Genomic DNA, 23,052 nt, shown 5'->3' on the forward strand with positions numbered 1-23,052 from the left:
GCTGGCCTCGCTGCACGTGGCCTCGAACCTCGCGTTCCACCTGGGGCAGGCGCCGGGGCAGCGGTTCAGCCTCAACGCGCCGCTCTACTTCGACGTCAGCATGGACCAGCTCGTCCATCTGGCGGACGGGCACTGCTTGTGCCTGCTGCCCGACGACACACGGAGGGATCCGGAGGCGATGCTGGCGTGGCTGGAGCAACAGCGCGTGGACGTCCTGGACTGCACGCCCGCGCAACTGACGCTTCTGCTCCAGGCCGGGCTGCTGGAGCGTGCCCACGTCCCGTCGCGGATTCTGTGCGCGGGTGAAGCCATGGACCCGTCGCTCTGGAGCCGCCTGGCGAACACGGAGCGCACGACGGCGTTCAACGCCTACGGCCCCACCGAGAGCACCGTGTACGCCACCTATGCGCGCGTGCAGCACAGCCCGAGTCCGGTCCCTGTCATCGGCAAGCCGCTCGCGGGGACTCGGGCATTCGTGCTGGATGCGCGCCAGCAACTGGCCCCCCTGGGCACCGCGGGCGAACTCTATCTGGCGGGGGATGGCCTGGCCCGAGGCTACCTGGGCCAGCCAGGCCTCACCGCGGAGCGCTTCGTCCCCCACCCGTTCGCGTCCACGCCGGGCGAGCGGCTCTATCGCACGGGCGACAAGGCCCGCTGGCGGCATGACGGCACGCTGGAGTACCTGGGGCGGCTCGACTTCCAGGTGAAGCTGCGCGGCTTCCGTATCGAGCTGGGCGAAATCGAAGCGGCCCTGCGTGCGCACGAAGCGGTCCAGGACGCCGTGGTGCTGGCGCGCGAGGACGTGCCCGGCGACAAGCGGCTCGTGGCCTACATCGTGGGCGGCTCCGCCACCGTGGAGGCGCTGCGTCAGCACCTCCAGCAGCGGCTGCCCGAGTACATGGTGCCTCCGGCCTTCGTCTCACTGCCGGCCCTGCCCCTGAACCCCAGTGGAAAGGTGGACCGCAAGGCCCTGCCCTCGCCCACGCTCGCGGACACCCGGAGCCAGGAGGCCCACGTGGCGCCGCGGGATGGGCTCGAGCTGCGGCTCGTGCGGACCTGGGAGCAGCTCCTGGGCGTGGAGCCCATCAGCGTGCGCTCCAGCTTCTTCGAGCTGGGAGGCCACTCGCTGCTGGCCGTGCGTCTGGTCGCGGCCCTGCGCGAGTCCCTGGGCCGGCCGCTTCCCCTGTCCGCGCTGTTCCAGGCGCCCACGGTGGAGCAGCTCGCCGCGCTCCTGCGCCGCGAGGACGCGGGACCGACGTCGTCACTGGTCCCGTTCGACGCGGGCCGGAGTGGAACGGAGGTTCCGTTCTTCTGCGTGCACCCTGTCGGAGGCAACGTCCTGGCCTACGCGGAGCTGGCCCGGCTGCTGGGGCCGGAGCGCCCGTTCTACGGACTCCAGGCGCAAGGGCTCGACGGCAGCACGCCGCCGCTGGGCACGGTGGAGGAGATGGCCGCCGCCTATGTGGAGGCCATCCGCACGGTCCAACCCGCCGGGCCCTACCTGCTGGGCGGCTGGTCCGTGGGCGGCGTCATTGCCTATGAAATGGCGCGCCAGCTTCGCGAGCGTGGCGACACGGTGGCCCTGTTGGCGCTCATCGACGCCTACACGCCCGCGGTGCTCAACGCCGCCGAACCGGAGCCCGACGCCGCGCAGGTCGTCTCCGCTTTCGCGAGCGACCTGCTGGGCATCGGGTTCACGGACCTGGCCACGCCGGACGCGTCCCTGTCACCCGAGGCCCAGGTAGAAGCGCTCTGGGAAGCCGGTCAGCGCGCGGGCGCCTTACCGCCCGGAATGGAGCCCGCGCACCTGCGGGCCCTGCTCCAGGTGTTCGAGGCCAACCTCTGGGCCGCCCGCCGCTACCAGCCGCCCGCGCTGAACCCGGGCCGGGTGTTGCGGCTCCAGGCGACGGAGGGTGCGGAGGGCCTGCCCGAGGACGGCGGCTGGAAGGCGCTCGTGGGAACCGGACTGGAGCAGCACGCCGTGTCCGGCGACCACTACAGCGTGCTGCGCGCCCCGGGGGTCCGCGAGCTGGCGGACCGGCTCCGGAGCGCGCTGAAGGTCACCACCGCGTGAGGAGGAACTCGACGCCCAGGCCTAGCTCCTTGAAGTACTTGGGCGTCCCTCGGATGAGCCGCCGCTCTCCCTCCGTCTTCTTGAGGAGGTAGACCGGCATCGTGAGGCGCACGCCCACCATCTCCGCCAGGTCCACGCCCAGGCGGGCCTCCGGGACCGTCAGCGCCCATTCATTGGGCTTGCTGAGGTAGCCCGCGGAAACGCCCAGTCCGGCGCGCCACCGGACGTACGGCCCCAGGTCGAGGAACGGAATCGCGCCGGAGAAGCCGTCCATGTCGGAGACACAGTCGATGTAGAGGCCCAGCGAGGCCCAACGGATGCGGGTGTCGTTGGGCACGAGCTGGTCCATGTCCCGCACACCCAGCCCGGACAGCACGGCGCCGAAGCGCCACTCATTGCGGCTGTAGGCGTAGTCCTCGCGTCCCTGCTCGGACGCCAGGAACGGAAGCTCCACGCCCACACCCACACCGCGCTGGCGCATGGCGCTGAGCGTCCAGACATGGTGCGGTTTCGAATACGTCAGCCACTCGTCCAGGAGCGCGGCGCCCGCGGGACGGAGCGGAATCTTGAGGTTGCCCCGCTGCTGCGTGACGAGGCTGTGGAAGGCGGTGCCCACGCGTTGGCGGACCGGGATGAGGTCCTCTCGGGTCCCCGTGGCTTCAATCCCCTCCATGACGCCTTCGCTGTACTGGTAGCCCACGTCGCCCAGCACGGTGAGAAGGTCGTCGACCTGTCCCTTCCGGAGCTGTCCCGCTTCCGCCTTCTGCGTCAGGGCATTGGTGGCCTGACGCAGCCGCCCCAACTGCGGCGTCGTCGTGCAGTCATTGCCCACGACGCAGCGGAAGCCGGCCGAGTCGATGCCCAGGACGTTCAGCACGCGGAGCTCACGATCCCTCAGGCGCTCCTTGCCGGCGCGAGGCACCAGCAGGTCGACGGCGCGCGTCGAGGTGAGCTGGGTCGACAGGAAGCGGATGGCGTCCTGCATGCCACGGTAGAAGTCGTGCTCGCGGAAGCGCCGGTCGAAGAAGCCCATCATCGCGAACTGGAACTCCGACGGGAGCACGGACGTGCGGCGAGGAATCTGGATGCGGCCCGACAGATTGATGTCGTGCTCCAGCGTGTTGAGCACGGCGCTGTCGCGCGCGGCGTTCAGCACGTTGCCCAGGTGCTGGAAGTAGGCTTCGTCCAAGGGGCTGCGGGAGCGATCCGGCCGTTCGGGCGGTGATGCCCAGTCCCAGGCGACCGCGTCCTGGTCCAGGTAGACGACGGGGAAGCGCTCGCGATTGAGCGTCGTCTCTCGCGAGGTGCTGCGCTCCACCCACCGCGAGCCGAGCCGCACCGCCAGGTCCACGGGGTTGTTGTTGAGCACGCCGCCGTCAATGAGCTTGAGGGACTCCAGGGGCCCCCATTGCGTCTGGTTGAAGAAGGAGACCTCGACGGGGACAGGCGGGAACGCGAGCGGAAAGGCCCCGGAGGCCTGCGGCGTGAGCAGCAGGTTCGACAGGGACACCTCGTGTCCGCCGTCGCCCGTTGGTTGGGCGCCCAGCGCCGGGTAGTATGCGAGCTCCTTCGGCTTCACCCCGATGTGGGGGAACGACGCGCTCGCCGCGCCCTCCATGAATGGCAGCCGGGCGGTGAGCTTCCCTTCGCCCTGCGTCATCACCTGGACGACCAGCTTCTCCGTCACGCGCTTCAGCTTGAACTGGGCGTCGGGTCCGCCCTCGCCGAAGGGAACTTCGCGCCCGCGCAGGTTCGTCACGGTGATGCCGTAGGCGAAGGTGCAGTCCTCCTTGAAGCGGGTCGTCTGGGCCTTCTTCAGGATGAGCTGCAGGGTGTCCTGCATGTGGGGCTCGCTGAAGAGGTGCGTGCCCTGAGGTGGCTCATTCCGCTCTTCGGGGAGCAGCCGCCCCAGGTCGAGCTGGTCGATCCACACGGTCCAGAAGAGGCTCTGCTCTGGAGACCACGTGGGCTGGGCGAACGCCGTGTCACACGAGGCCAGTCCCCCGAGCAGCGCGTTCACCGCCCCCGCCGAGGCGCCCGTCCACACTCGCGGCGCCGGGTTGCCCAGGTCTGCCTGTGCGCCTTCTCGCTGCGCGACGCTCCAGAACCGGACCAGCGTGGAGAGGAACCCCGCCTGATACGCGCCCAGGCTGATGCCGCCGCTGACGACCAGGGCCGGCGCGCTGCGCTCCGTCTCCTCGGCCAGGGCACGGGCCCGTGCGGGGTCTTCGATGTGCAGCGGCAGGAACGGCGTTCCCTCGGGGACGAGCGCGTTGTCCTTCGCGAAGGCGCCACCATTCGGCGGAACGGGCGGCACCTCGGGGCTCACCGCTGGAACGTCTTCAGTGACAGCGCTGGCCGGCACCTCGCCCGGTTCGGCTTCGGGTGGCGCCGCTTGCGCATCAGGTGGGGCGTCCACCGGCACGGGGTTGGCGGGCGTGGAGGAGTCCTCGGCCTCGGAGGGGGCCGGTGGGACGGCTTGCGCCTGCGCGGTGCTGGTGGCTGCGAGCAGGACCACGGCACAGGCACGAAGAAGGATTTTGGGCATTCGCGGGCTCAGATGAAGGTCGACGTTGAGGCTATCCCTCAATCCTGACCCTGATCCCGGAAGCCCGGCAACCACGGAAGGCACCGGGGAAGCTGTCGTCCCCGGCGCCCTGGGTTCAAAGGCCTACGACTTCTGCAGCTCGTGTGAGCTGTCGGCGGCGGCCTGCTCCGGCGCCGCGACGAACAGGGCGTCGCCCGTGCTGGACACCTGGGGACGCAGCGGCGCGGCCACGGACTCGTGGACCAGCGCGGGAACCGCCACGGGCTCCACGATGGCGGCGGCCTGGGCGCGCTGCGCGGCCTGCCGGCGGCGCCACACGAAGTAGCCGATGGCGGCCACGGCCAGCACGCCCATCACGGCGAACTGCCCTTCCTTGAACTTGGAGATCATCGTGTCCAGCTCGCCACCGAAGTGGAAGCCGAGCCAGATGAACACGGGCGCGGACAGCAGCGCGGCCAGGCCGTCCCAGAAGATGAAGCGCCAGTAGGACATGCCCACGGAGCCCGCGGTGAAGTACGTCACGGCGCGCACGCCCGGCATGAAGCGGGCGATGCAGACGATCTTCTGGCCGTGCTTGACGAAGAGGCCTTCCACCTTCGCGCGTTTCTCGGGTGTGACGATGCGGGCGAAGAAGCCACCGCCGCCTTCACGCCCCAGCCGCCCACCCAGCCGGCGGCCGGCGAGGTAGATGAGGCTGTCGCCAACGATGATGCCCGCGAAGCCGACCACCATCATGACCGATAGGTTGGCGGCCCCCTTGTGGGCCAGGAAGCCCCCGAGGATGAGGGAGATGTCCTCCGGCAGAGGGACACCCAGTCCGCAGGCCACCAGGATGCCGAACACCGTGGCATAGGCGAAGACGCCCTGAGAGTCGCCGAGGAGGTTGGTGAGAAGTTCTTGCACGCGTCGTCCTGTCCGTTCACGTCCGAAGGGCCCGCCCCGGCAGTCACCTGAGGCCGCCCCTCTAGCGCCCAGACATCAACCGGGCGCGGGTCGTCAAAACTCCGGGTCAACAAGGGGAACCGACCCCAAAAATCCCTGAAACCCGGCCTCTGCTTGGGCCCTCTTCGGCGCCCGTCGTCTCTACTTATTCTCCGACCGCCGCCTCCCGCTGCCCCACTGTCCCGACGTCTCGCTGCCCCTTCGGGCAGCCTGCCCACCTGGGTTCCAATCGTCCAGGAGGCCCATGCCACCTCGGCCCGCACCGCGGAATGAGGTGCGAGCGCTAGCCACCAGGCCCTACTCGAGACCCGCACAGCCAGCGCTGCCGCGCAGCTTAACCACCGCCCGCCCGGATGGCGTCTCCTTCAGCTCAGGCCGCGGGCGCTTTTCCGATGAGCGTGCGCAGCATGTCCCGGTTGTCCCGGGCCTTCTGGCCGAAGTGCGCGACGATGCCCATCAGCAGCTTCACGCAGGCCTGCGGCTTGGTGGCCAGGAGTTTCTGGAAATCCGCGGCGCGAATCTCAAGGGCCGACACGTCGGTGACGGCGGTGGCGGTGCACAGCCGCTCACCCTTCTGCACCAGGGCCAGCTCTCCCAGGGGCTCGCCGGAGCCGACCTCCCCCAGGGACACATCCTCACCTCCGGCGCTCTTGCCGCTCAGGCGCACGGTGCCCTCACCCACGATGAGGAGTGACTCCCCCGTCTTGCCTTCGGCGAAGAGCACGGTTCCCTTGGGGAACGCACGCGTGACGGCGACCCCGGCGAAAATCTGGATGCCGGTGTCCGTGAAACCCTTGAACAGCGGACACGCCTTGAGCGTTGTGGCAGGCACGAGAGCCATGGATGTGCTCCTAACACGCCCAGCGTAGGCTCGCGAGCGACTCAGCGGTCCGTGTGGTACTCGGCCGCGAGCAGCACGTAGTGCTGCGCGGACATCAAGAGGAACTCACGCTCCGTCTCGGTGATGGGGCGCTTCACCCGGCCCGGGGAGCCCACCACCAGGGAGCCTGGGGGAATCTTCGTGCCCGGCGTCAGCAGGGCTCCCGCGCCGATGATGCAGTCGTCCCCCACTTCCGCGTCGTCCATCACGGTGGCGCCCATGCCCACCAGCACCCGGTTGCCGATGGTGCACCCATGGAGGATGACGTGGTGCCCCACCGTCACGTCGTCCCCCACCGTGGTGGCGGACCTGCCGCTGGTGACATGAATCAGGGACAGGTCCTGCACGTTGGTGCGCTTCCCGATGCGGATGGGATTCACGTCCCCGCGCAGCACGCAGTTGAACCAGATGGAGGAGTCCTCCCCCACCTCGATGTCACCCACCAACTGGGCGGAGTCGTCCACGAAGCAGCCCGGGTGGACGCGGGGGGAGACACCTCGGAATGGCCTCTGGGGCATGGGGCTACGCCTCCGCGACGACGTGGAACGGCGCCTCGGCCATGGGCACCGGCAGCGGCTCCACCGTGGGGGGCTTGAGCAGGGCCACCTGCTTGCCCGCGAGCTGGTTGGGCGTGGCGCGCTCCACCTTCACCGTCACGAAGGAGCCCGCGGGGGCGTCCCCATCGAAGTTGACGGTGCGGTTCTCCGGCGTGCGGCCGAAGCGCTTGGTGGCGTCGTAGCGCGAGTGCCCCTCCACCATGACCTCCACTTCCGAGCCCACGAGCGCCGCGGTGATTTCGCCGCTGATGCGCCGCTGCAGCTTCTGCAGCCGCTCCAGGCGGGCAATCTTCACCTCGTGCGGCACCGGACCCCAGTCCTTCTCGCGCAGGGCCGCGCCCGTCTTGGGCCGCGGGCTGTAGACGAAGGAGAACTGGTTGTCGTAGCGGACCTGCTCGGTCAGCTGCATCGTCATCTCGAACTCCTCCTCGGTCTCCCCGGGGAAGCCGACGATGATGTCCGTGGTGACGGCGATGCCCGGCCGCGCCTCGCGCAGCTTCGCCAGGCGCTCCAGGTACTGCACCACCGTGTAGTCGCGGCGCATCATCTTGAGGATGCGGTCGCTGCCGCACTGCACCGGCAGGTGGAAATGCGGGGTGATCTTCGGCTGGACGCGGAAGGCTTCGATCAGCTCGTCGGACAGGTCATGCGGGTGGCTGGTGGTGAAGCGCACGCGCTCGATGCCGGGGACCTCCGCGGTGCGCAGCAAGAGCTGCGCGAAGGAGATGCCGCCCGCGTACGAGTTCACGTTCTGGCCGATGAGCGTCACCTCGCGCACGCCCACCTTCGCCAGGTCCGCCACCTCGACGAGCACGTCGGGGAACGCCCGGCTCACCTCGCGGCCACGCGTGTGCGGCACGATGCAGAACGAGCAGACGTTGTCGCAGCCCTTCATCACCGTGACGAACTCGGTGACCTTGCCGCGGGACGTCTCCGGGTCGGCGCGCGGGAAGACGTACTCCTCCGAGTTCACGAAGGCCGTCTCCACCACCCGCTCCCGCTCCGCGGACACCCGGCCGATGATGTCCGGCAGGCGCGCGATGTTGTCGGGGCCGAAGACGAAGTCCAGGTACGGCACCTTCTTGAGGAGCTTGTCCTTCTCCTGCTGCGCCACGCACCCGCCCACGCCAATCAGCGCGCCACGGCTGGCCTTCACCGGCTTGTACCGCCCCAGGGCGGACAGCATCTTGTCCTCTGCCTTCTCCCGGATGGAGCAGGTGTTGAGGATGATGAGGTCGGCGTTGTCCGGCACCGGCGTCGGCGCGTAGGACATCTGGCTCAACACCTCGCTCATGCGGAGCGAGTCGTTGACGTTCATCTGGCAGCCGAAGGTGTGGATGAAATAGCGCTTCATGGAAGAACCCTGAGCAAGTACGTGCCCTTATCCGATGGCCGGACGCGGAATGCAACCAGCCGCCCGCCCGCCTTCATCCCCGGCTGAGCAGGTGCGTCAGGCGGGTGTGCAGGTCCACCAGCTCCGCTTCGCGGGCCCGGAGCAGCACCAGTGCGTCCTCGCCGTAACGCCGCGCCAGGGCATTGGTTTCGCGCTCCTGCTTGGCCAGCTCGTCCTGGATGCGGCCCTGGAGCTCGTCCGCCGCGCCGCCCTGGAGCTGCCCCAGCTTGTCCTGGAGCTTGCGGACCGCCCAGCGCCGCCCGCCGAAGGCTCGCAGCAGCGCGCTGCCCTGCTCCGCCGTCTTGGGGTCCAGCCCGGACGCGGCCAGGGCCTCGGTGTGGGCCTTGGCCAGGGTCTCCGTTCCCTGCCCGGAGGCCTGGGCAAGGTAGGTCTGCTGGTAGCAGACCAGGGCGTCGAGCATCGCCGCGTCCAGCGGGGGGGCGGCCCAGCGGAGGGTGCGGTCGTCGGCGGCGGTGAGGTCCGTGGACGACTCCCGGTTGGGGACGTCCTGGAAGCCGTTGTCGTCGAAGAGGAAGGAAGACATGGGGAGGTGCCTTGCGGGGGGGGAATGGGCCCGGGACTACGCGGGCACGAGCTGGTCGGCGATCCGGGCCAGGTCCGACACGGAGGTGACGACGACGGCCTGGTGACAGTGCTTCTCGTAGGTGAGCATCTCGCTGTCGCCAATGCCCCAGTTGCCACGCTCCTCGGGGCAGATCCACAAGAGCCGCTTCGCCTTGCGGCGCAGGTCCTTGAGGGCCCAGGCGTTGTTCGCGTTGTAGTTGTTCCGCCCGTCGCCAATCACCATCACGGTGGTCCGGCGGGTGATGCTGCCCAGGTGGTCCCGGGTGAAGTCGGCCAGGGCGCGGCCGTAGTTGGAGTTCGCGCTCAGGGACACCGTCTTGCCCGCGGTGGCCATATCGATGGCGGCGTCGACCTCCAGGTCCTTGAAGTACTGCGTCACCTCGCCCACGTCGGACACGAAGACGAACGAGCGCACGCGGACGAAGAGCGACTGCATCGTGTGCATGAACAGCAGCATCATCCGTGAGGCCTGACGGACGGAGTCGGACACGTCGCAGAGCACCACCAGCTCCGGGCGCTCGGGGCGGCGACTGCGGAACTGGGGCACCATGGGCACCCCGCCCCACGGCAGGTTCCGGCGCAGCGTGCGCCGCACGTTGAGGGCGCCCTTGCGGTGCGAGCGCTGCTTCCGGATGAGCCGGCTGCGCAGCTTCTCCGCCAGGGTGCGCACGGCGGACTCCATCTGGTCCACCTCCGCCTGGGTGAGCAGGTGCAGCGGCTTGTCCGCGGCGGAGTCGGTGCGGCGGCGGATGCGGGCCTCCGCCTGGCGCTTCACTTCCTGGCGGGCGGCGTCCTCGATCTTCCGCATCGCGGCCGCGACATGGCGCGAGACAATCTCCACCCCTTCCGGGGTGAGGCCGCGGGCTCGCAGCTCGTCTTCGAGCGACTTCATGTCGTTCCGGGCCTTGTCCGCCCCAGCCGCCGCCAGCATGCGCCGGGAGAAGAACCCGGCCTGGAGCGGGCTCTCCATCCGCGACAGGTCCAACTGCAGCGAAGCCATCCGGAAGATCTGCGCCAGCCGGGCCCGGTCTCCCATCAGCACGGCCTGGGCCAGGGGGGACATCTCCGGGAGGAGCTGGTGCATCTGGATGAGGACCATCTTCAGCAGGTCGCCCTCCAGGTAGCCTTCCTCCTCCAACTGCTGCGCCAGCGACTTGTCGATGTCCTCGAACGTCCTCGCCGCGCCGGAGAAGTAGAACTCGAAGGCCCGGTTGAAGGTGTCCACGTCCAGCTCGCGCTTCACCAGCGTGGTGCGGAGCACCGAACGGAACAGGTTCCGATCCTTGAGGCCTACCTCGGACGTGGCGCGCAGCGCGTCCTGGACCTCGGACGTACTGACACGCACACCGTTCTGGCGAAGGACCTCGGCGAACTCGACGATGCGGGCATCCACGCAACCATCATGTCCGGGGATGGCCCGCGCGCAATCGGGAATGCACAACCATGAAGCGAGCGGACGCCTGCCTCCCTGGTACACGCGGTGTAATCACTAAAATTTAGTGAATTACCGCTTATTCAAGACTGCGGTCGCGATCCACCCACTGCGGTTTCAGAGGGGAATCGGGCAAGCCGTAGCCTGAGCGCCGATGGACGCCCGAATCTCGCTGCTCAACAGAGCAAATACTGACAGTACGTGTTGGTGCTGTTCAGGCCGGCCGCTCGAAGGACATCACGGCCTCGACGTGATGCGTCTGAGGGAACATGTCGACCACCTGGAGGGCCAGGGGCTTGTAGCCCGCGGCAACCAGGCCGGCGGCGTCCCGAGCCAGGGATGCCGGATCACACGCCACGTACACCACGCGGCGCACCCCCAAGGCGGTCATCCACTTCGCCAGGCCCGGGGCTCCCGCGCGCGGCGGGTCCGCGAGGCACACATCGAAGCGGCGCTGCTCGGCCACCAGCCCGTCGCACACCTTGCGGGCGTCGCCCTGGATGAAGCGCACATTCGTCACCCCACCCTCGTGAGCGCTCCGCTGTGCCAACTCGACGCCCACGGGGGAGGACTCCACGCCCAGCACGGACGCGGCGGTTCCGGCCAGCGGGAAGGTGAAGTTGCCGTTGCCCGAATACAGCTCCAGCACGGTGTCGGACTCGCGGGCTCCCAGCTCGTACACGGCCGAGGTCACCAGCCCCACGTTGGCCTCGGCATGGGCCTGAGCGAAGGCATCCGGCCGCAGGTACAGGGGGACTTCTGGCCGCAGCGGCGAGTAGGAGCGCAGCGCCGGCTTGCCAAGAAGCCGAGCCGATCCTTCCTTCGGCGTCAGCACCGCGCCCTCCAGCCGCAGGGCGCGCACGGCCGCCTCGGCGGCCTCCAGGTGGCGCGCCGTCACCGGGCCGCTGAGATTCACCGCGAACGCGGCCTTGTCCCCTTCCGCCAGCAGCAGCACTTCCTCGGCATCCTTCGCCAGGGGCTTGAGCAGCGGGGCCAGCTTGCCGGGGAGCGCCGTGAGCACGGGCGTGAGCGCGCCGCAGACTTCCACGGGTACGCGTTCGTGGCTGCGCCGGCCGAAGTACCCCAGCGCGCCCTTGCCCGCGGGATGCAGCACCGCGCGGCGCCGGTAGCCCCAGTCGCGTGGGGCCACCAGCAGCGGACGCACGGTGAAGCTGTCCCGAGCCAGGTGCCCCAGGTGCTCCAGGGTGGAGAGGACGATCTCCTGCTTCGCGCTGCGCTGTGCGGGCTCGGCCAGCGCCAGCCAGTCACAGCCGCCGCAGTCGGACGCGTACACGCAGGGCGCGTCACGCCGGTCCGGGCCTGGCGACACCACCTGTCGCAGGATGCCGCGCAGCACACGGCCTTGCGTCTCCAGGTGGACGCGCACGGTGTCGCCCGGGAAGGTCCCCGGGATGAAGACGGTGCGCCCCTGCCAGGAGGCCACGCCTTCGCCGAGCTGGCCGAGGCGTTCGATGGTCAATTCAATGGGAAGTTCGGGTAGCGGCAGCATTCAGGCGCTATTCGGGCGGGAGCTCCGAGCGCAGGCGCTCCACGAACTCCGCGATACGCGTTCGCTTGTCTTCATCAACGTCCAGGAACTCCACCGCCATCCCTGGGGACTGAGGCGCGGGCACGCCCACGGCATTGGTGCGCGTCACCCGCCCCTTCAGCTCCACGGGGAAGTGCGCGCCGGGCAGCGTCACCAACAGCCGCACCACCGTGTCCACGGCCAGCGGCTTGTCGGTGTTGATGTAGAGGCCCCCCTTCGACAGGTTCACCGCCCAGTCGGTGACGAAGCCAGAGACGCTGCGGTAGGCCACCGGCAGCTCGTACTCGAGACGGGGCGCGCGGGGATGAGGGGTCGAGGTGTTGGGACTGTCTGCCATGAGAAGCGCTCCGCCGCGGGGTTCGTACAACGCCCGCGGCGGTGCACCTTATCCCCACACGCTCAGACTTTCATCTCACGGACGTCGGGGGCCACCGTCAGCTTCGGCTCGGTGAGCTTCTGCACCTGCTCCACCGTCACTCCGGGTGCCACCTCGCGCAGGATGAGTCCCTGCGGCGTCACGTCGATGTACGCGTGGTCCGTGACGATGTGGTGGATGCACTTGAGGCCCGTCAGCGGCAACGAGCACTTCTTGAGGATCTTGGGCTTGCCGTCCTTGTTGGCGTGCTCCATGGCCACGAAGATGCGCTGGGCACCGACGGCCAGGTCCATGGCGCCGCCCATGCCCTTGATCATCTTTCCGGGGATCATCCAGTTGGCCAGGTCGCCCTCTTCGCTGACCTCCATGGCACCCAGCACGGCCATGTCGATGTGGCCGCCGCGGATCATCCCGAACGACAGGGCCGAGTCGAAGAACGCGGCGCCGGGCACCGCCGTCACCGTCTCCTTCCCGGCGTTGATGAGGTCCGGATCCTCCTGGCCTTCCACGGGCCAGGGGCCGATGCCCAGCAGGCCGTTCTCCGACTGGAGCACGATGTCCATGCCCGGAGGGATGTAGTTGGCCACCAGGGTGGGCATGCCGATACCCAGGTTGACGTAGAAGCCGTCCTGCAGCTCCTGGGCGATGCGCTGTGCAATCTGTTCACGAGTCAGTGGCATGGCTGGGCTCCTCAGGCCGACTTGCGGACGGTGCGCCGCTCGATCCACTTCTGGAGGTTCTTCGCCTGGACGATGCGCTTCACGAAGATGCTCGGGATGTGCACCAGGTCCGGGTCCAGCTCGCCCGGCTCCACGATGTGCTCCGCCTCGACGATGGTGACCTTGGCCGCCATGCACATCATCGGAGAGAAGTTCCGCGCCGTCTTGCGGAACACCAGGTTGCCCCAGCGGTCCGCCTTCCACGCACGGACAATGGCGAAGTCCGCCTTCAGCGGCGTCTCCAGCACGTGCAGCCGCCCGTCGATGACGCGCGTCTCCTTCCCTTCGGCCACCTGGGTGCCGGCGCCCGTCGGGGTGAAGAAGCCGCCAATGCCGCAGCCGCCCGCGCGGATGCGCTCGGCCAGGGTGCCCTGCGGGTTCAGCTCCACCTCCAGCTCACCGGAGAGGAACTGTCGCTCGAACTCCTTGTTCTCTCCCACGTAGCTGGACACCATCTTCTTCACCTGCTTGTTCTGAAGCAGGATTCCGAGCCCCAGCTCGGTGGTGCCGCAGTTGTTGGAGATGATGGTGAGGTCCTTCACGTTCTTCCGGTGAAGTGCCTCGATGAGATTCTCCGGGTTGCCGCACAGCCCGAAGCCGCCGCTCATGAGCGTGCAGCCATCCGGGATGTCGGCGACCGCCTCGTCCGCGTTCGCGTAGACCTTGTTCATCCGCCCTCCCGCATGTGCGAACGGGGTGAAGGCCCTTGGCAGGCCCCCACCCCGTGCCCCTCTCCTATTGGGAGAGGAAGTTCAGCGCTCCACCATCAGCGCGATGCCCTCGCCGCCGCCGATGCAGAGCGACGCGACGCCACGCTTCTTGTCCAGGTCCTGCATCGTCTGCAGCAGCGTCACCAGCACGCGCGCGCCGGACGCGCCAATCGGGTGCCCCAGCGCCACCGCGCCGCCGCGCACGTTCACTTTCGACACGTCCAGGCCGAGCAGCCGGTTGTTCGCGATGGACACCACCGCGAACGCCTCGTTGATCTCCCAGAGGTCCACGTCACCCGCGCTGATGCCCTGCTTCTTCAGCAGCTTGTTGATGGCGTCCGTGGGCGCGATGGTGAACTCCACCGGCTTGCGCGCCGCCTGGGCGTAGCCCGTGATGCGGCCCAGGATGGCGCGGCCCTCGGCCTTCGCGCGCTCCTCGCTCATCAGCACCAGCGCCGCGGCGCCGTCGTTGATGGAGGACGCGTTGGCGGCCGTCACCGTGCCGTCCTTCTTGAACACCGGCTTCAGGCCCGGAATCTTCTCCGGCTTCGCGTTGCGGGGCCCCTCGTCGTCGGAGACGGTGACGACGTCCTCCGGCTTCTTGCCCGGAATCTGGACCGGGACGATCTCCGCCTTGAACAGGCCTTCCTTCTGGGCCTGGATGGCGCGGCGCGTGGACTCCAGCGCGTACTCGTCCTGCTGCGAGCGGCTGATGTCCTGCGTCGTGGCGCACTCCTCGGCGCAGATGCCCATGTGGACGTTGCCGTACACGTCCCAGAGGCCGTCGTGGATCATCGCGTCCTTGAATTCCACGTTGCCCATGCGCGCGCCGCCACGCATCGTGTGGCTGATGTACGGCGCGTTGCTCATGGACTCCATGCCGCCCACGACGACGACGTCCGCGTCACCCAGGGCAATGGCCTGCGCGCCCGCGCTGACGGCCTTGAGGCCGGAGCCACAGACCTTGTTGAGCGTGGTGGCGGGAACCGTCTCGGGCAGGCCGGCGAAGATGGCCGCCTGGCGAGCGGGCGCCTGGCCCACGCCCGCGGTGAGCACACAGCCCAGGATGACTTCCTGAACGGCCTCGGGCTTCACGCCCGCGCGCTCCAGCGCCGCCTTGATCGCGATCGCGCCCAGCTGCGGGGCCGTCAGCTTGGCGAGCGCGCCCTGAAAGGCACCAATGGGGGTACGGGCCGCGCCCACGATGACGACGTCACGAGCCATGAAACCTGCCTCCTCTTGAGGATGTGCGGATGCTCTTCGATAACAGTGTCGGGGGCCCTTATCACCGGCCACTTCCCTGAGTTCAAGCATCCTTGCTCGTCACACGGGCGTGAGCGTCCACTGTGCACGACGCAACGCGCCAGCCCTCGTAACCGCGCGAAGTCACGAAGGCTGGCGGTGTGCTGGATGGGCCCCTGCCCAACCTACCGGTCGGACGGTTCCTAGCGGGCGCGCCAGGTGACCAGCGCCATGTCCGCGCCACCTGTGGTGAGGACCTCGCCGTCCCCGCGCCATGATGCGCCCAGGACCGTGCTGTCGTGGACCCCCATGACGCTGGGCAGAAGTTGGCCGTGCTCATGCACCTGCCAGTCGAAGACGAGCTGATACGCACCGCCACCGGAGAAGCGCGTACCGTCCGGGTGCCACGCCAGGGACAGTTGCCTCATCCACATAGGGGTCTCCGCGACGACAGCCCCCGTCCCCACGTCCAGGACGGACACCCCCAGCCGGTCGCTGCAGGCCAACCGGGTTCCATCGGGACTGAGCGCCGCGGTGGTCAGGATTTCCGGGGCGGACTCCACGCGCTTGAGCACCCCGGAGCTGCGGTTCCAGACATCCCATGCCGCGTGGGTATAGACGATGATCAGCGACTGGCTGTCCGGCGTCCATCCCAGCGCTACGACGGGGCTGTCCGTCTCTGGGATGTTGAGCAGCTCCGTGCGCGAAGCGACGTCCCAGACCTGGACGCTGGTCATGCTTCCCGTGAGAAATAGCGTCGCGCCCGCGCTCGCCAGCGTGCGGCCGTCCGGACTCAGTGCGACGTGCTCCACCTTGGGTGTATGCCCCTGCGCCCGTTGCATCATCTGCAGCGGCGGCTGCGTCAGCCGGCCCGTGCCGGCGTCCCAGACGCAGACGCGGCCATCAGCACCTCCCGACGCGAGCCGTGCGCCACTCGCGTCCCATCCGAGCGCGCGGACCGACTTGCCCTCGTGTCCGTCCAAAGTCGCCAGCGCCTGGCCCGCGGCGCCCCAGAGCCGGACCTTTCCGTCGTCGCCCGCTGACGCCAGCCGGTCCCCCGCCGGACTCCACTTCGTGGCGTTGATCGCGGACGAATGGGCCACCAACTCGTGGCGCTGCAGCCGCGATTGCTGCGCGTCCACGCTGAAGGTGGAGACCGACGCGGGCCTGCGGGCCACCGCGACGAACGAGTCGTGGACCGGGTGGAAGCGCACGGCGCTGAAGCCCAGGGCGTCCAACGGATTGGGGGGCACCTCGGTGCCGTTTGCGACCACCGTCCCGGTGTTGACGTTCAGGACCGTCAGGGAGTGGACCAGGTCCACGATGACGAGCCAGTCCTGGGTTGGGCTCCAGTCCATGCGGGACGACACGCTCCACGGTCCAAACCAGGAGGCCTGGAGCTCGTGGGTTGCCGTTTCGTACACCCGGACGTTCCGGTAGCTCCCCACGGCGTAGCGAGCGCCGTCCGGACTCCAGGAGAAGCTGTCGCCATGCCCCACCTCGTGGACCTGCACCCAGGGGTCCAGATTGTGGATTTCCACCTGCTCGCCCGCCATCTCCAACGCAACCCGCGCTCCGTCCGGGCTCCAGTGGATTTTCCGGAGGGTGCGCGCCGTCCGCAACGGCGCCCGGCTCTCCGTCCCCGAGGACGCGGCCCAGAAGCGCACCTCCGCGCCGCCTGTCTCCGGGTGGCTGACGCTGGCCAGCTCATTTCCTCTCGCATACCAGGCCAGCCCCACCACGGGCCCAGCGTGGGCGCTCCACGTCTGGTGGAGCGCTCCCGTCGCCGGGTCGATCAAGGCCAGTCGCCCATCCGCGAGCCCCACCGCTAGGTCCTCGTCCCGCGGGCCCCAGGACACCGAACGGATGTCAGTGGAGTCCTGGTGGATGATGCGGGCAACCTGCCCAAGGCCCGCATTCCAGATGCGCAGGCCGCCTCGCGTGCCCCTTTGATCCAACACCGCGAGCAGCCGGCCATCGGGGCCCCACGACGCATCGCTGGGGTAGGAGGCGCCCGTCTGGCGCCACTCCACGGCCTGCTCCTCCCGTCGGGCGAACCCTGCCCCACAATGATAGTTGTGGTCGACCCGGACGACCTGGGACGCGCGCTCGGTGCCACAGCGCAGCAGCCCCGTGAAGCGCCAGCCGGGCTGTGGCTCCGCGGATAGGGTGACTTCGGCTCCGACCTCGAAGCGAGCGCTGCAGGTGGACGTGCAGTCGATGCCGCTCGGCGTGCTCGTCACGCGCCCGTGGCCAAAGACCTCCACCGTGAGCTCCCGCTTCCCGTCATCCAGCGGTGGCGCCGGGTGCACTTCGAAGAGCGCGTATTCGGACCACGCCCCCAACTGTCCGTGGGTATCGACCGCGCGGCAGCGGGCCGAAAACTGCCCCTTCGTCTGGAAGACGGGAGCCACGTCACCGGCGGTGCCGCTGGGAACACGTTCGGACAGGCTGACTTCCGCCTTCGCGCGCCCCCAGTCGAACGCATAGGTCAGCGCGTCACCGTCCGGATCCTCGGCGATGCACCGGAAGCCTCCCGGCAATCCCGCCGTGAGCCCTACGACGGGGGCCTCGATGCGTGCCTGGCCCGGAGGGCGGGACACAGAGGGATTCGGGCTGCTTCCATCCGAACAAGCAAACACCGCACTCAGCATGAGCGCGCAGGCCACCCCGGCGCGACTGCCCCAGGCAACAGAACGAACAGACATGGATTGTCCCCCGCGCGCTCGGCCCCGTAGCGCGCGGCGTCTTGCATAGCAGGCCCCGCCCCGAAACGGCAACGGCCGGGCCCCCTCTCGGGAACCCGGCCGTCTCGCCGTGCTGGCGCGTGCGGCTGAAGACTACTTCTTCAGCTTGCTCGCCATCACGTCGCCGAGGCGCGCCTTCGAGCCTTCCGCCTGCTTGCGGAGGTACTCGCGGTAGTCCTCGCCCTCGCCGATCAGCGCCTTCATCGACAGCGCGACCTTCCGGTCCGGGGTGTTGATGTCGATGATCTTCACCTCGACATCCTGCGCCTCCTGCACCACGTCACGCGGGTTCTCGACACGCTCCTCCTTCAGCTCGGAGACGTGGACGAGGCCCTCGATGCCCGGCTCGATCTCCACGAACGCGCCGAAGTCGGTGACCTTGGTGACCTTGCCCTTCACGCGGCTGCCCACGGGCAGGCGCTCGGACAGCGTCTCCCAGGGGTCCGGCTGGAGCTGCTTGATGCCCAGGCTGAAGCGCTCGTTCTCGACGTCGATGTTGAGCACCACCGCCTCGACCTCGTCGCCCTTCTTGAACATCTCGCCCGGGTGCTTGATGCGCACCGTCCAGGAGATGTCGGAGACGTGCACCAGGCCGTCCACGCCCTCCTCGACGCCGACGAACACGCCGAAGTCGGTGACGTTGCGGATCTGACCCTTGATGACGGAGCCGATCGGGTACTTGTCCTCGAGCAGCGTCCAGGGGTTCTGCTCGATCTGCTTCATGCCCAGCGCGATGCGCTTGGCCTTCGGATCGATGTCCAGGACGACGGCCTCCACCTCCTGGCCGACCTCCAGGATCTTGGACGGGTGCTTGAGGCGCTTGGTCCAGGACATCTCGGACACGTGCACCAGACCCTCGACGCCCTGCTCGATCTCGATGAACGCGCCGTAGTCCGTGATGGACACGACCTTGCCGCGGACGCGCGTGCCGACCGGGTACTTCTCGTCGGCGCGGTGCCACGGGTCCTCCTGGATCTGCTTCAGGCCCAGGCTGACGCGCTCCTGCGTCGGGTCGAACTTGAGGACGACGACGCGAACCTCGTCACCCACGTTGAACATCTCGCTCGGGTGACCGATGCGGCCCCACGACATGTCCGTGATGTGGAGCAGACCGTCGATACCGCCCAGGTCGATGAACGCACCGTAGTCGGTGAGGTTCTTGACCACGCCCTTGAGGACGGCACCCTCCTTGAGGTTCTTGAGGGTCTCCTTCTTCATCTCCTCGCGCTGCTTCTCGAGGAGCACGCGGCGGGAGAGGACGATGTTGCCGCGCTTCTTGTTGAACTTGATGACCTTGAACTCGAATTCCTTCGAGATGTACTGGTCAAGGTTCCGCACGGGGCGGATGTCAACCTGCGAGCCGGGCAGGAACGCCTTCACGCCGATGTCGACGGACAGGCCGCCCTTCACGCGACCGACGATGGTGCCCTTGACGATCTCATCGCGCTCGCAGGCGGCGCTGATCTCGTCCCAGATGCGCATCTTGTCGGCCTTCTCCTTGGAGAGGACGACCATGCCGGTGTCGTTCTCGCGACTCTCCAGGAGGACCTCGACGGGGTCACCGGCCTGAACCGAGACCTCTCCGCGAGGGTTGGTGAACTCGGAGATCGGGACCTGTCCCTCGGACTTGTAGCCGATGTCGACAATCGCGAAGTCCTTCGTCACCTGGACCACGGTGCCCTTGACGATCTCCCCTTCCTTCAGGATGCCGTCACCACCGCGCTCCTTGAGCGAGGCCTCGAACATTGCGGCAAAGTCTTCGTCGCCGCCGTCCATCCCGACCTGCTGGTTCACGTTCTGCTGCATGAAATGGAAGTCCTTTGAAACCGGTACAACTGCCCCCTGATGGTGGTTTTTCCGTCGCGGCCTGCGGGGAGCAGCGGGCAGTGACGTTCGTCCTCCTCATTGAGGACTTGATTTGATGGAAGCCGCGCACCCTAGACACCGGTGATTCCGGTAGTCAAGCGAGCTCGTGCCCCCTGTGCTGTTGGGTGGATGTCCTACCTCGGAGCTGTCAATGCCCCGGTTCGGCGTCCGCCCGGCTGGGATCCAGGCGGGAGGGCGTGAACCCCGGCCGTGCGGACCCTGGTTCCTAGTTAAGAACGCCTGCCCTGCCGCGCAGCCCCGTTCCGCAGGATGCCTGCCCCCAGCCTGGTGCCCGAACAGGCAGTCAAGGCCCTGAAATTCCAGGGCCAACTCCGGGCCGCACTCAACCGCCGGCGGCCCCGGATTTCTTCCCGGCCGTCAGCCCAGGAGCTTGAAGCTCTCGCGGGCGATCACCATCCGCTGCACCTCGCTGGTGCCTTCGTAGATGGTCTGCACGCGGGCGTCGCGGAAGAACCGCTCCACCGGGAACTCGTCGATGTAGCCGTAGCCGCCGTGGAGCTGCACGGCCTTGTCGGCCACCTTGTTGCTCATCTCGCTGGCGAAGAGCTTCGCCATGGAGGCCTCGCGGGAGAACGGCTGTCCCTTCTCCTTCATCGACGCCGCACGCAGCGTCAGCAGCTCCGCCGCCTCCAACTGCGTCTGCATGTCCGCGAGCATGAAGCGCGGGCCCTGGAACTCGCCAATGGGCTGGCCGAACGCCTGACGGTCCTTCACGTAGGCCACGGTCGCCTCGAGCGCCGCGCGCCCCACGCCGCAGGCCTGCGCCGCGATGCCAATGCGCCCACCGTCCAGCGCCACCATGGCCAGCTTGAAGCCCTGCCCTTCGGCGCCCAGCAGGTTCTCCGCCGGAACCTCGCAGTCCTCGAACGTGAGCGACACCGTGTTCGAGGAGCGCAGGCCCATCTTGTCCTCGTGCTTGCCGATGATGAGCCCCTTCGTCCCGCCTTCGACGATGAAGCACGACAAGCCCTTGTTGCCGGCGGGGGACGTGCGTGCCCACACCACCATCACCCCCGCGTACGCGCCGGAGGTGATCCACTGCTTGCTGCCGTTGAGGACCCACACGTCCCCGCGCCGCACCGCGGTGGTGCGCAGCGCGCCGGGGTCGGAGCCCGCATGGGGCTCGGACAGCGCGAACGAGCCCGCGATGGCCTCGCCGGACGCCAGCCGCGTCACGTACTTCTCGCGCTGCGCGTCGGTGCCGAACGCGTTGATGAGCTCGCCGCACATGTTGGTGACGGCCATGGCCACCGACGTGGACGCGTCGGCCGCGGCCATCTCCATCATCGCCAGCGCATAGGCCACCACGCCGGCCTCCGAACCGCCGTAGCGCGCCGGGAGGTTCACCCCCAGCAGTCCCATCTCGCCCAACTGCCGGAAGAGGTCCGTGGGAAAGCGCTCTTCGCGGTCCAGTGTCCGGGCCAGGGGGGCCACGCGCTCGCGAGCGAACTTGCGCGCGGTGTCGCGGATGAGGGTCTGCGTCTCGGTGAGCTCGAGGTTCACGGCGGTTGTCCTACTCGATGGCCTTGAGGTTGAACGGGTACTCGATGGGGCGGTCCGTGCCATCCGGAGGCTTCGGGAAGGTCATGGACGACAGGACGGCCTGTACGCAGTCGTGCAGGCTCGGGTCCTTGAGCGTGCTGGTCTTCTTCACCACCCGGGCATCCTTCACCAGACCATTGGCGTCGATGGTGAAGGTCGTCATCAGCCGCCCCTCCACCGTCCGGTCCTTCTCCGCCATGTGGTCCTCGTAGCACTCCTGGATGCGGCGCTGGTGGTACTGGACGACCTGACGGATGGAGTCGGGCGTGAAGGGCATCCGGTCGACGTCCGGCCCGTCTCGCTTGGCGGGGGCCGGCGTCGTGGCGGCGGACTTGCCGCCGGTGGGCGCCTTCGCGGGGGCGGCGCCCTGCGCGAGCGCCACCGCCGAGGCCAGGACGACTGCGGAGAGAAGCGCTCGAGTCATGACGGTTACTCCCTCAGCAGGTTGGCGGCGATGACGATGCGCTGGATTTCGCTCGTCCCCTCGTAGATTTCGGTGATGCGCGCGTCGCGCACGTGGCGCTCCACGTCCATCTCCTTGCTGTAGCCCATGCCGCCGTGCACCTGCAGGGCCTTGTTCGCCACGCGGCTGGCCATCTCGCTGGCGTACAGCTTGGCCATGGCGCTCTCCGCGCTGTGGCGCACGCCCTTGTCCTTCTGCAGGGCCGCCCGCCACACGAGCAGCCGGGCCGCGTCGATCTCCGTGGCCATGTCGGCGATCATGAACTGGATGGCCTGGTGCTCGCGGATGGGCTTGCCGAAGGACTTGCGCTCACCGGAGTAGCGCACCGCCTCCTCGTACGCCGCGCGCGCGATGCCCAGCGCCTGCGACGCGATGCCGATGCGGCCGCCGTCCAGCGTGCTCATGGCGATCTTGAAGCCCTCGCCTTCCTTGCCGAGCATGTACTTGGCCGGCACGCGCATGTCCTCAAAGAACATGGAGCAGGACCAGGCGGCGCTGATGCCCATCTTCTTGTCCGGCTCGGCGCGGATGAACCCCGGCGTGTCCGTGGGGACCATGAACGCGGTGATGCCCTTGTGGCCCGCTTCCTTGTTGGTCATCGTCATCAGGACGATGGCGTCGGCCTTGGGGCCGTTGGTGATCCAGTTCTTCGAGCCGTTGATGACGTACTCGTCACCCTTGCGCACGGCGACCGTCTTCTGCGCGGCGGCGTCGCTGCCGGCCTCGGGCTCGGTGAGGCCGAAGCAGCCCAGCTTCTCGCCCCGGGCGAAGGGCGCCAGGAACTGCTCCTTCTGCGCATCCGTGCCGTACTTCATGATCGGATCGCAGTAGAGCGAGTTGTTCACGCTCATGATGACGCCGGTGGAGGCACAGCCGCGGCTGATCTCCTCCATGGCGATGGCGTAACAGACGTTGTCGAGCCCGGCGCCGCCGTTCTGCTCGGGAACGGCCACGCCCAGCAGGGACAGCTCGGCCAGCTTCTTCACCGCGTCGGTCGGCCAGGCGTGGTGCTCGTCCCACTTGCGGGCGTTGGGGATGAGCTCCTTGGCCGCGAACTCGCGGGTCATCCGCTGGATTTCACGCTGGATGTCGGTCAACTCGAAGTTCATGGAACCTCCATAATATGAGGGGCTTCCCTCTGGAACAGCGAAGACGCGGCGCGTGCGCGGAAGCGCGCCGTGGCGTGCCGGTGAGACACCGTCCGGTCGCCTGAGACCCGGGATTCCCCGGGAGTACCCCAGAACATATTGAGGGGCACCGTGACGTCGAGGCTGACGTCCAGCCGGTTCCCCTCCCCCGTCCATGCCCGCCGCACGACCACGGACAGGGTCCACGGTACCGTGTCCGGGTGCCGCTCGATGAAGTCATAGGACAACCCCAGCCCGGCCACGCCCCCCGAACCGTCC

Annotated in this window: 18 protein-coding genes and 1 pseudogene (1 of these 19 cut by a window edge); 1 reads left to right on the plus strand and 18 read right to left on the minus strand. The window is 68.4% G+C overall.

Annotated elements, in window-relative coordinates:
- Positions 1-2,074, plus strand: the 3' portion of a protein-coding gene (locus tag FMQ63_RS11270; protein WP_011553792.1) for a hybrid non-ribosomal peptide synthetase/type I polyketide synthase. The gene continues 40,751 nt to the left of window position 1, outside the view; only the last 2,074 of its 42,825 coding nucleotides appear in the window; its start codon lies beyond the left edge, outside the window; it ends in the stop codon at positions 2,072-2,074.
- On the opposite strand, the gene FMQ63_RS11275 is transcribed toward FMQ63_RS11270, so the two are convergent.
- The 18 genes and pseudogenes from FMQ63_RS11275 to FMQ63_RS37860 all read right to left on the minus strand — a co-directional run.
- On the minus strand, positions 2,061-4,592 hold the full coding sequence (locus tag FMQ63_RS11275) for a patatin-like phospholipase family protein (RefSeq protein WP_026114123.1): 2,532 nt from the start codon (positions 4,590-4,592) through the stop codon (positions 2,061-2,063). The two genes, FMQ63_RS11270 and FMQ63_RS11275, sit on opposite strands and share 14 nt — an antisense overlap.
- A gap of 153 nt (positions 4,593-4,745) precedes the next feature.
- Entirely contained in the window at positions 4,746-5,525 is a 780-nt protein-coding gene (locus tag FMQ63_RS11280) for a DedA family protein (RefSeq protein ID WP_011553794.1), read from the minus strand.
- Between the two features lie 409 nt (positions 5,526-5,934).
- On the minus strand, positions 5,935-6,405 hold the full coding sequence (locus FMQ63_RS11285) for a Crp/Fnr family transcriptional regulator (protein WP_011553795.1): 471 nt from the start codon (positions 6,403-6,405) through the stop codon (positions 5,935-5,937).
- Positions 6,406-6,446: 41 nt separating this feature from the next.
- Positions 6,447-6,962 (minus strand): gamma carbonic anhydrase family protein, encoded by a 516-nt coding sequence (locus FMQ63_RS11290; RefSeq protein ID WP_011553796.1) that lies wholly within the window; start codon positions 6,960-6,962, stop codon positions 6,447-6,449.
- A 4-nt stretch (positions 6,963-6,966) separates the two neighbouring features.
- Positions 6,967-8,355, minus strand: coding sequence for a tRNA (N6-isopentenyl adenosine(37)-C2)-methylthiotransferase MiaB (gene miaB, locus FMQ63_RS11295; RefSeq protein WP_011553797.1), 1,389 nt, complete (start codon positions 8,353-8,355; stop codon positions 6,967-6,969).
- A gap of 73 nt (positions 8,356-8,428) precedes the next feature.
- Positions 8,429-8,938, minus strand: coding sequence for a hypothetical protein (locus tag FMQ63_RS11300; RefSeq protein ID WP_011553798.1), 510 nt, complete (start codon positions 8,936-8,938; stop codon positions 8,429-8,431).
- Positions 8,939-8,974: 36 nt separating this feature from the next.
- Positions 8,975-10,372, minus strand: coding sequence for a VWA domain-containing protein (locus FMQ63_RS11305; protein ID WP_026114122.1), 1,398 nt, complete (start codon positions 10,370-10,372; stop codon positions 8,975-8,977).
- A gap of 253 nt (positions 10,373-10,625) precedes the next feature.
- Complete coding sequence (locus FMQ63_RS11310) at positions 10,626-11,921, minus strand: class I SAM-dependent RNA methyltransferase (RefSeq protein WP_011553800.1); 1,296 nt, start codon at positions 11,919-11,921, stop codon at positions 10,626-10,628.
- Between the two features lie 7 nt (positions 11,922-11,928).
- Entirely contained in the window at positions 11,929-12,297 is a 369-nt protein-coding gene (locus FMQ63_RS11315; protein ID WP_090492651.1) for a TIGR02266 family protein, read from the minus strand.
- A gap of 62 nt (positions 12,298-12,359) precedes the next feature.
- Positions 12,360-13,016, minus strand: coding sequence for a CoA transferase subunit B (locus tag FMQ63_RS11320; RefSeq protein ID WP_011553802.1), 657 nt, complete (start codon positions 13,014-13,016; stop codon positions 12,360-12,362).
- An 11-nt stretch (positions 13,017-13,027) separates the two neighbouring features.
- Complete coding sequence (locus FMQ63_RS11325) at positions 13,028-13,726, minus strand: CoA transferase subunit A (RefSeq protein WP_011553803.1); 699 nt, start codon at positions 13,724-13,726, stop codon at positions 13,028-13,030.
- An 81-nt stretch (positions 13,727-13,807) separates the two neighbouring features.
- Positions 13,808-14,989 carry an acetyl-CoA C-acetyltransferase gene (locus tag FMQ63_RS11330; protein ID WP_011553804.1) on the minus strand — a complete coding sequence of 394 codons (1,182 nt, stop codon included), beginning with the start codon at positions 14,987-14,989 and terminating at the stop codon, positions 13,808-13,810.
- 221 nt (positions 14,990-15,210) lie between these two features.
- On the minus strand, positions 15,211-17,610 hold the full coding sequence (locus FMQ63_RS11335) for a WD40 repeat domain-containing protein (protein ID WP_011553805.1): 2,400 nt from the start codon (positions 17,608-17,610) through the stop codon (positions 15,211-15,213).
- Between the two features lie 237 nt (positions 17,611-17,847).
- Positions 17,848-19,560 (minus strand): 30S ribosomal protein S1, encoded by a 1,713-nt coding sequence (locus tag FMQ63_RS11340; RefSeq protein WP_002639616.1) that lies wholly within the window; start codon positions 19,558-19,560, stop codon positions 17,848-17,850.
- Positions 19,561-19,998: 438 nt separating this feature from the next.
- The gene (locus FMQ63_RS11345; RefSeq protein ID WP_011553807.1) at positions 19,999-21,144 is read right to left on the minus strand and encodes an acyl-CoA dehydrogenase family protein; all 1,146 of its coding nucleotides are present in this window, start codon (positions 21,142-21,144) and stop codon (positions 19,999-20,001) included.
- Between the two features lie 10 nt (positions 21,145-21,154).
- A complete protein-coding gene (locus tag FMQ63_RS11350) occupies positions 21,155-21,607 on the minus strand; it encodes an AgmX/PglI C-terminal domain-containing protein (RefSeq protein ID WP_011553808.1) in 453 nt (150 codons plus the stop codon).
- Between the two features lie 5 nt (positions 21,608-21,612).
- Positions 21,613-22,755, minus strand: coding sequence for an acyl-CoA dehydrogenase (locus tag FMQ63_RS11355; RefSeq protein ID WP_011553809.1), 1,143 nt, complete (start codon positions 22,753-22,755; stop codon positions 21,613-21,615).
- Positions 22,752-23,052: pseudogene (locus FMQ63_RS37860) on the minus strand (hypothetical protein); the annotation flags it as partial. The pseudogene FMQ63_RS37860 and the gene FMQ63_RS11355, both read right to left, overlap by 4 nt.

This window comes from Myxococcus sp. CA005 (assembly GCF_006518205.1).
GTDB lineage: Bacteria > Myxococcota > Myxococcia > Myxococcales > Myxococcaceae > Myxococcus > Myxococcus xanthus.

Bases quoted from the DNA above. Each gene is read 5' to 3' on its own strand.
- FMQ63_RS11310 (WP_011553800.1), bottom strand. From the start codon at position 11,921: ATGCTGCCGCTACCCGAACTTCCCATTGAATTGACCATCGAACGCCTC.
- FMQ63_RS11315 (WP_090492651.1), bottom strand. From the start codon at position 12,297: ATGGCAGACAGTCCCAACACCTCGACCCCTCATCCCCGCGCGCCCCGT.
- FMQ63_RS11320 (WP_011553802.1), bottom strand. From the start codon at position 13,016: ATGCCACTGACTCGTGAACAGATTGCACAGCGCATCGCCCAGGAGCTG.
- miaB (WP_011553797.1), bottom strand. From the start codon at position 8,355: ATGAAGCGCTATTTCATCCACACCTTCGGCTGCCAGATGAACGTCAAC.
- FMQ63_RS11340 (WP_002639616.1), bottom strand. From the start codon at position 19,560: ATGCAGCAGAACGTGAACCAGCAGGTCGGGATGGACGGCGGCGACGAA.
- FMQ63_RS11325 (WP_011553803.1), bottom strand. From the start codon at position 13,726: ATGAACAAGGTCTACGCGAACGCGGACGAGGCGGTCGCCGACATCCCG.
- FMQ63_RS11285 (WP_011553795.1), bottom strand. From the start codon at position 6,405: ATGGCTCTCGTGCCTGCCACAACGCTCAAGGCGTGTCCGCTGTTCAAG.
- FMQ63_RS11300 (WP_011553798.1), bottom strand. From the start codon at position 8,938: ATGTCTTCCTTCCTCTTCGACGACAACGGCTTCCAGGACGTCCCCAAC.
- FMQ63_RS11290 (WP_011553796.1), bottom strand. From the start codon at position 6,962: ATGCCCCAGAGGCCATTCCGAGGTGTCTCCCCCCGCGTCCACCCGGGC.
- FMQ63_RS11350 (WP_011553808.1), bottom strand. From the start codon at position 21,607: ATGACTCGAGCGCTTCTCTCCGCAGTCGTCCTGGCCTCGGCGGTGGCG.
- FMQ63_RS11355 (WP_011553809.1), bottom strand. From the start codon at position 22,755: ATGAACTTCGAGTTGACCGACATCCAGCGTGAAATCCAGCGGATGACC.
- FMQ63_RS11330 (WP_011553804.1), bottom strand. From the start codon at position 14,989: ATGGCTCGTGACGTCGTCATCGTGGGCGCGGCCCGTACCCCCATTGGT.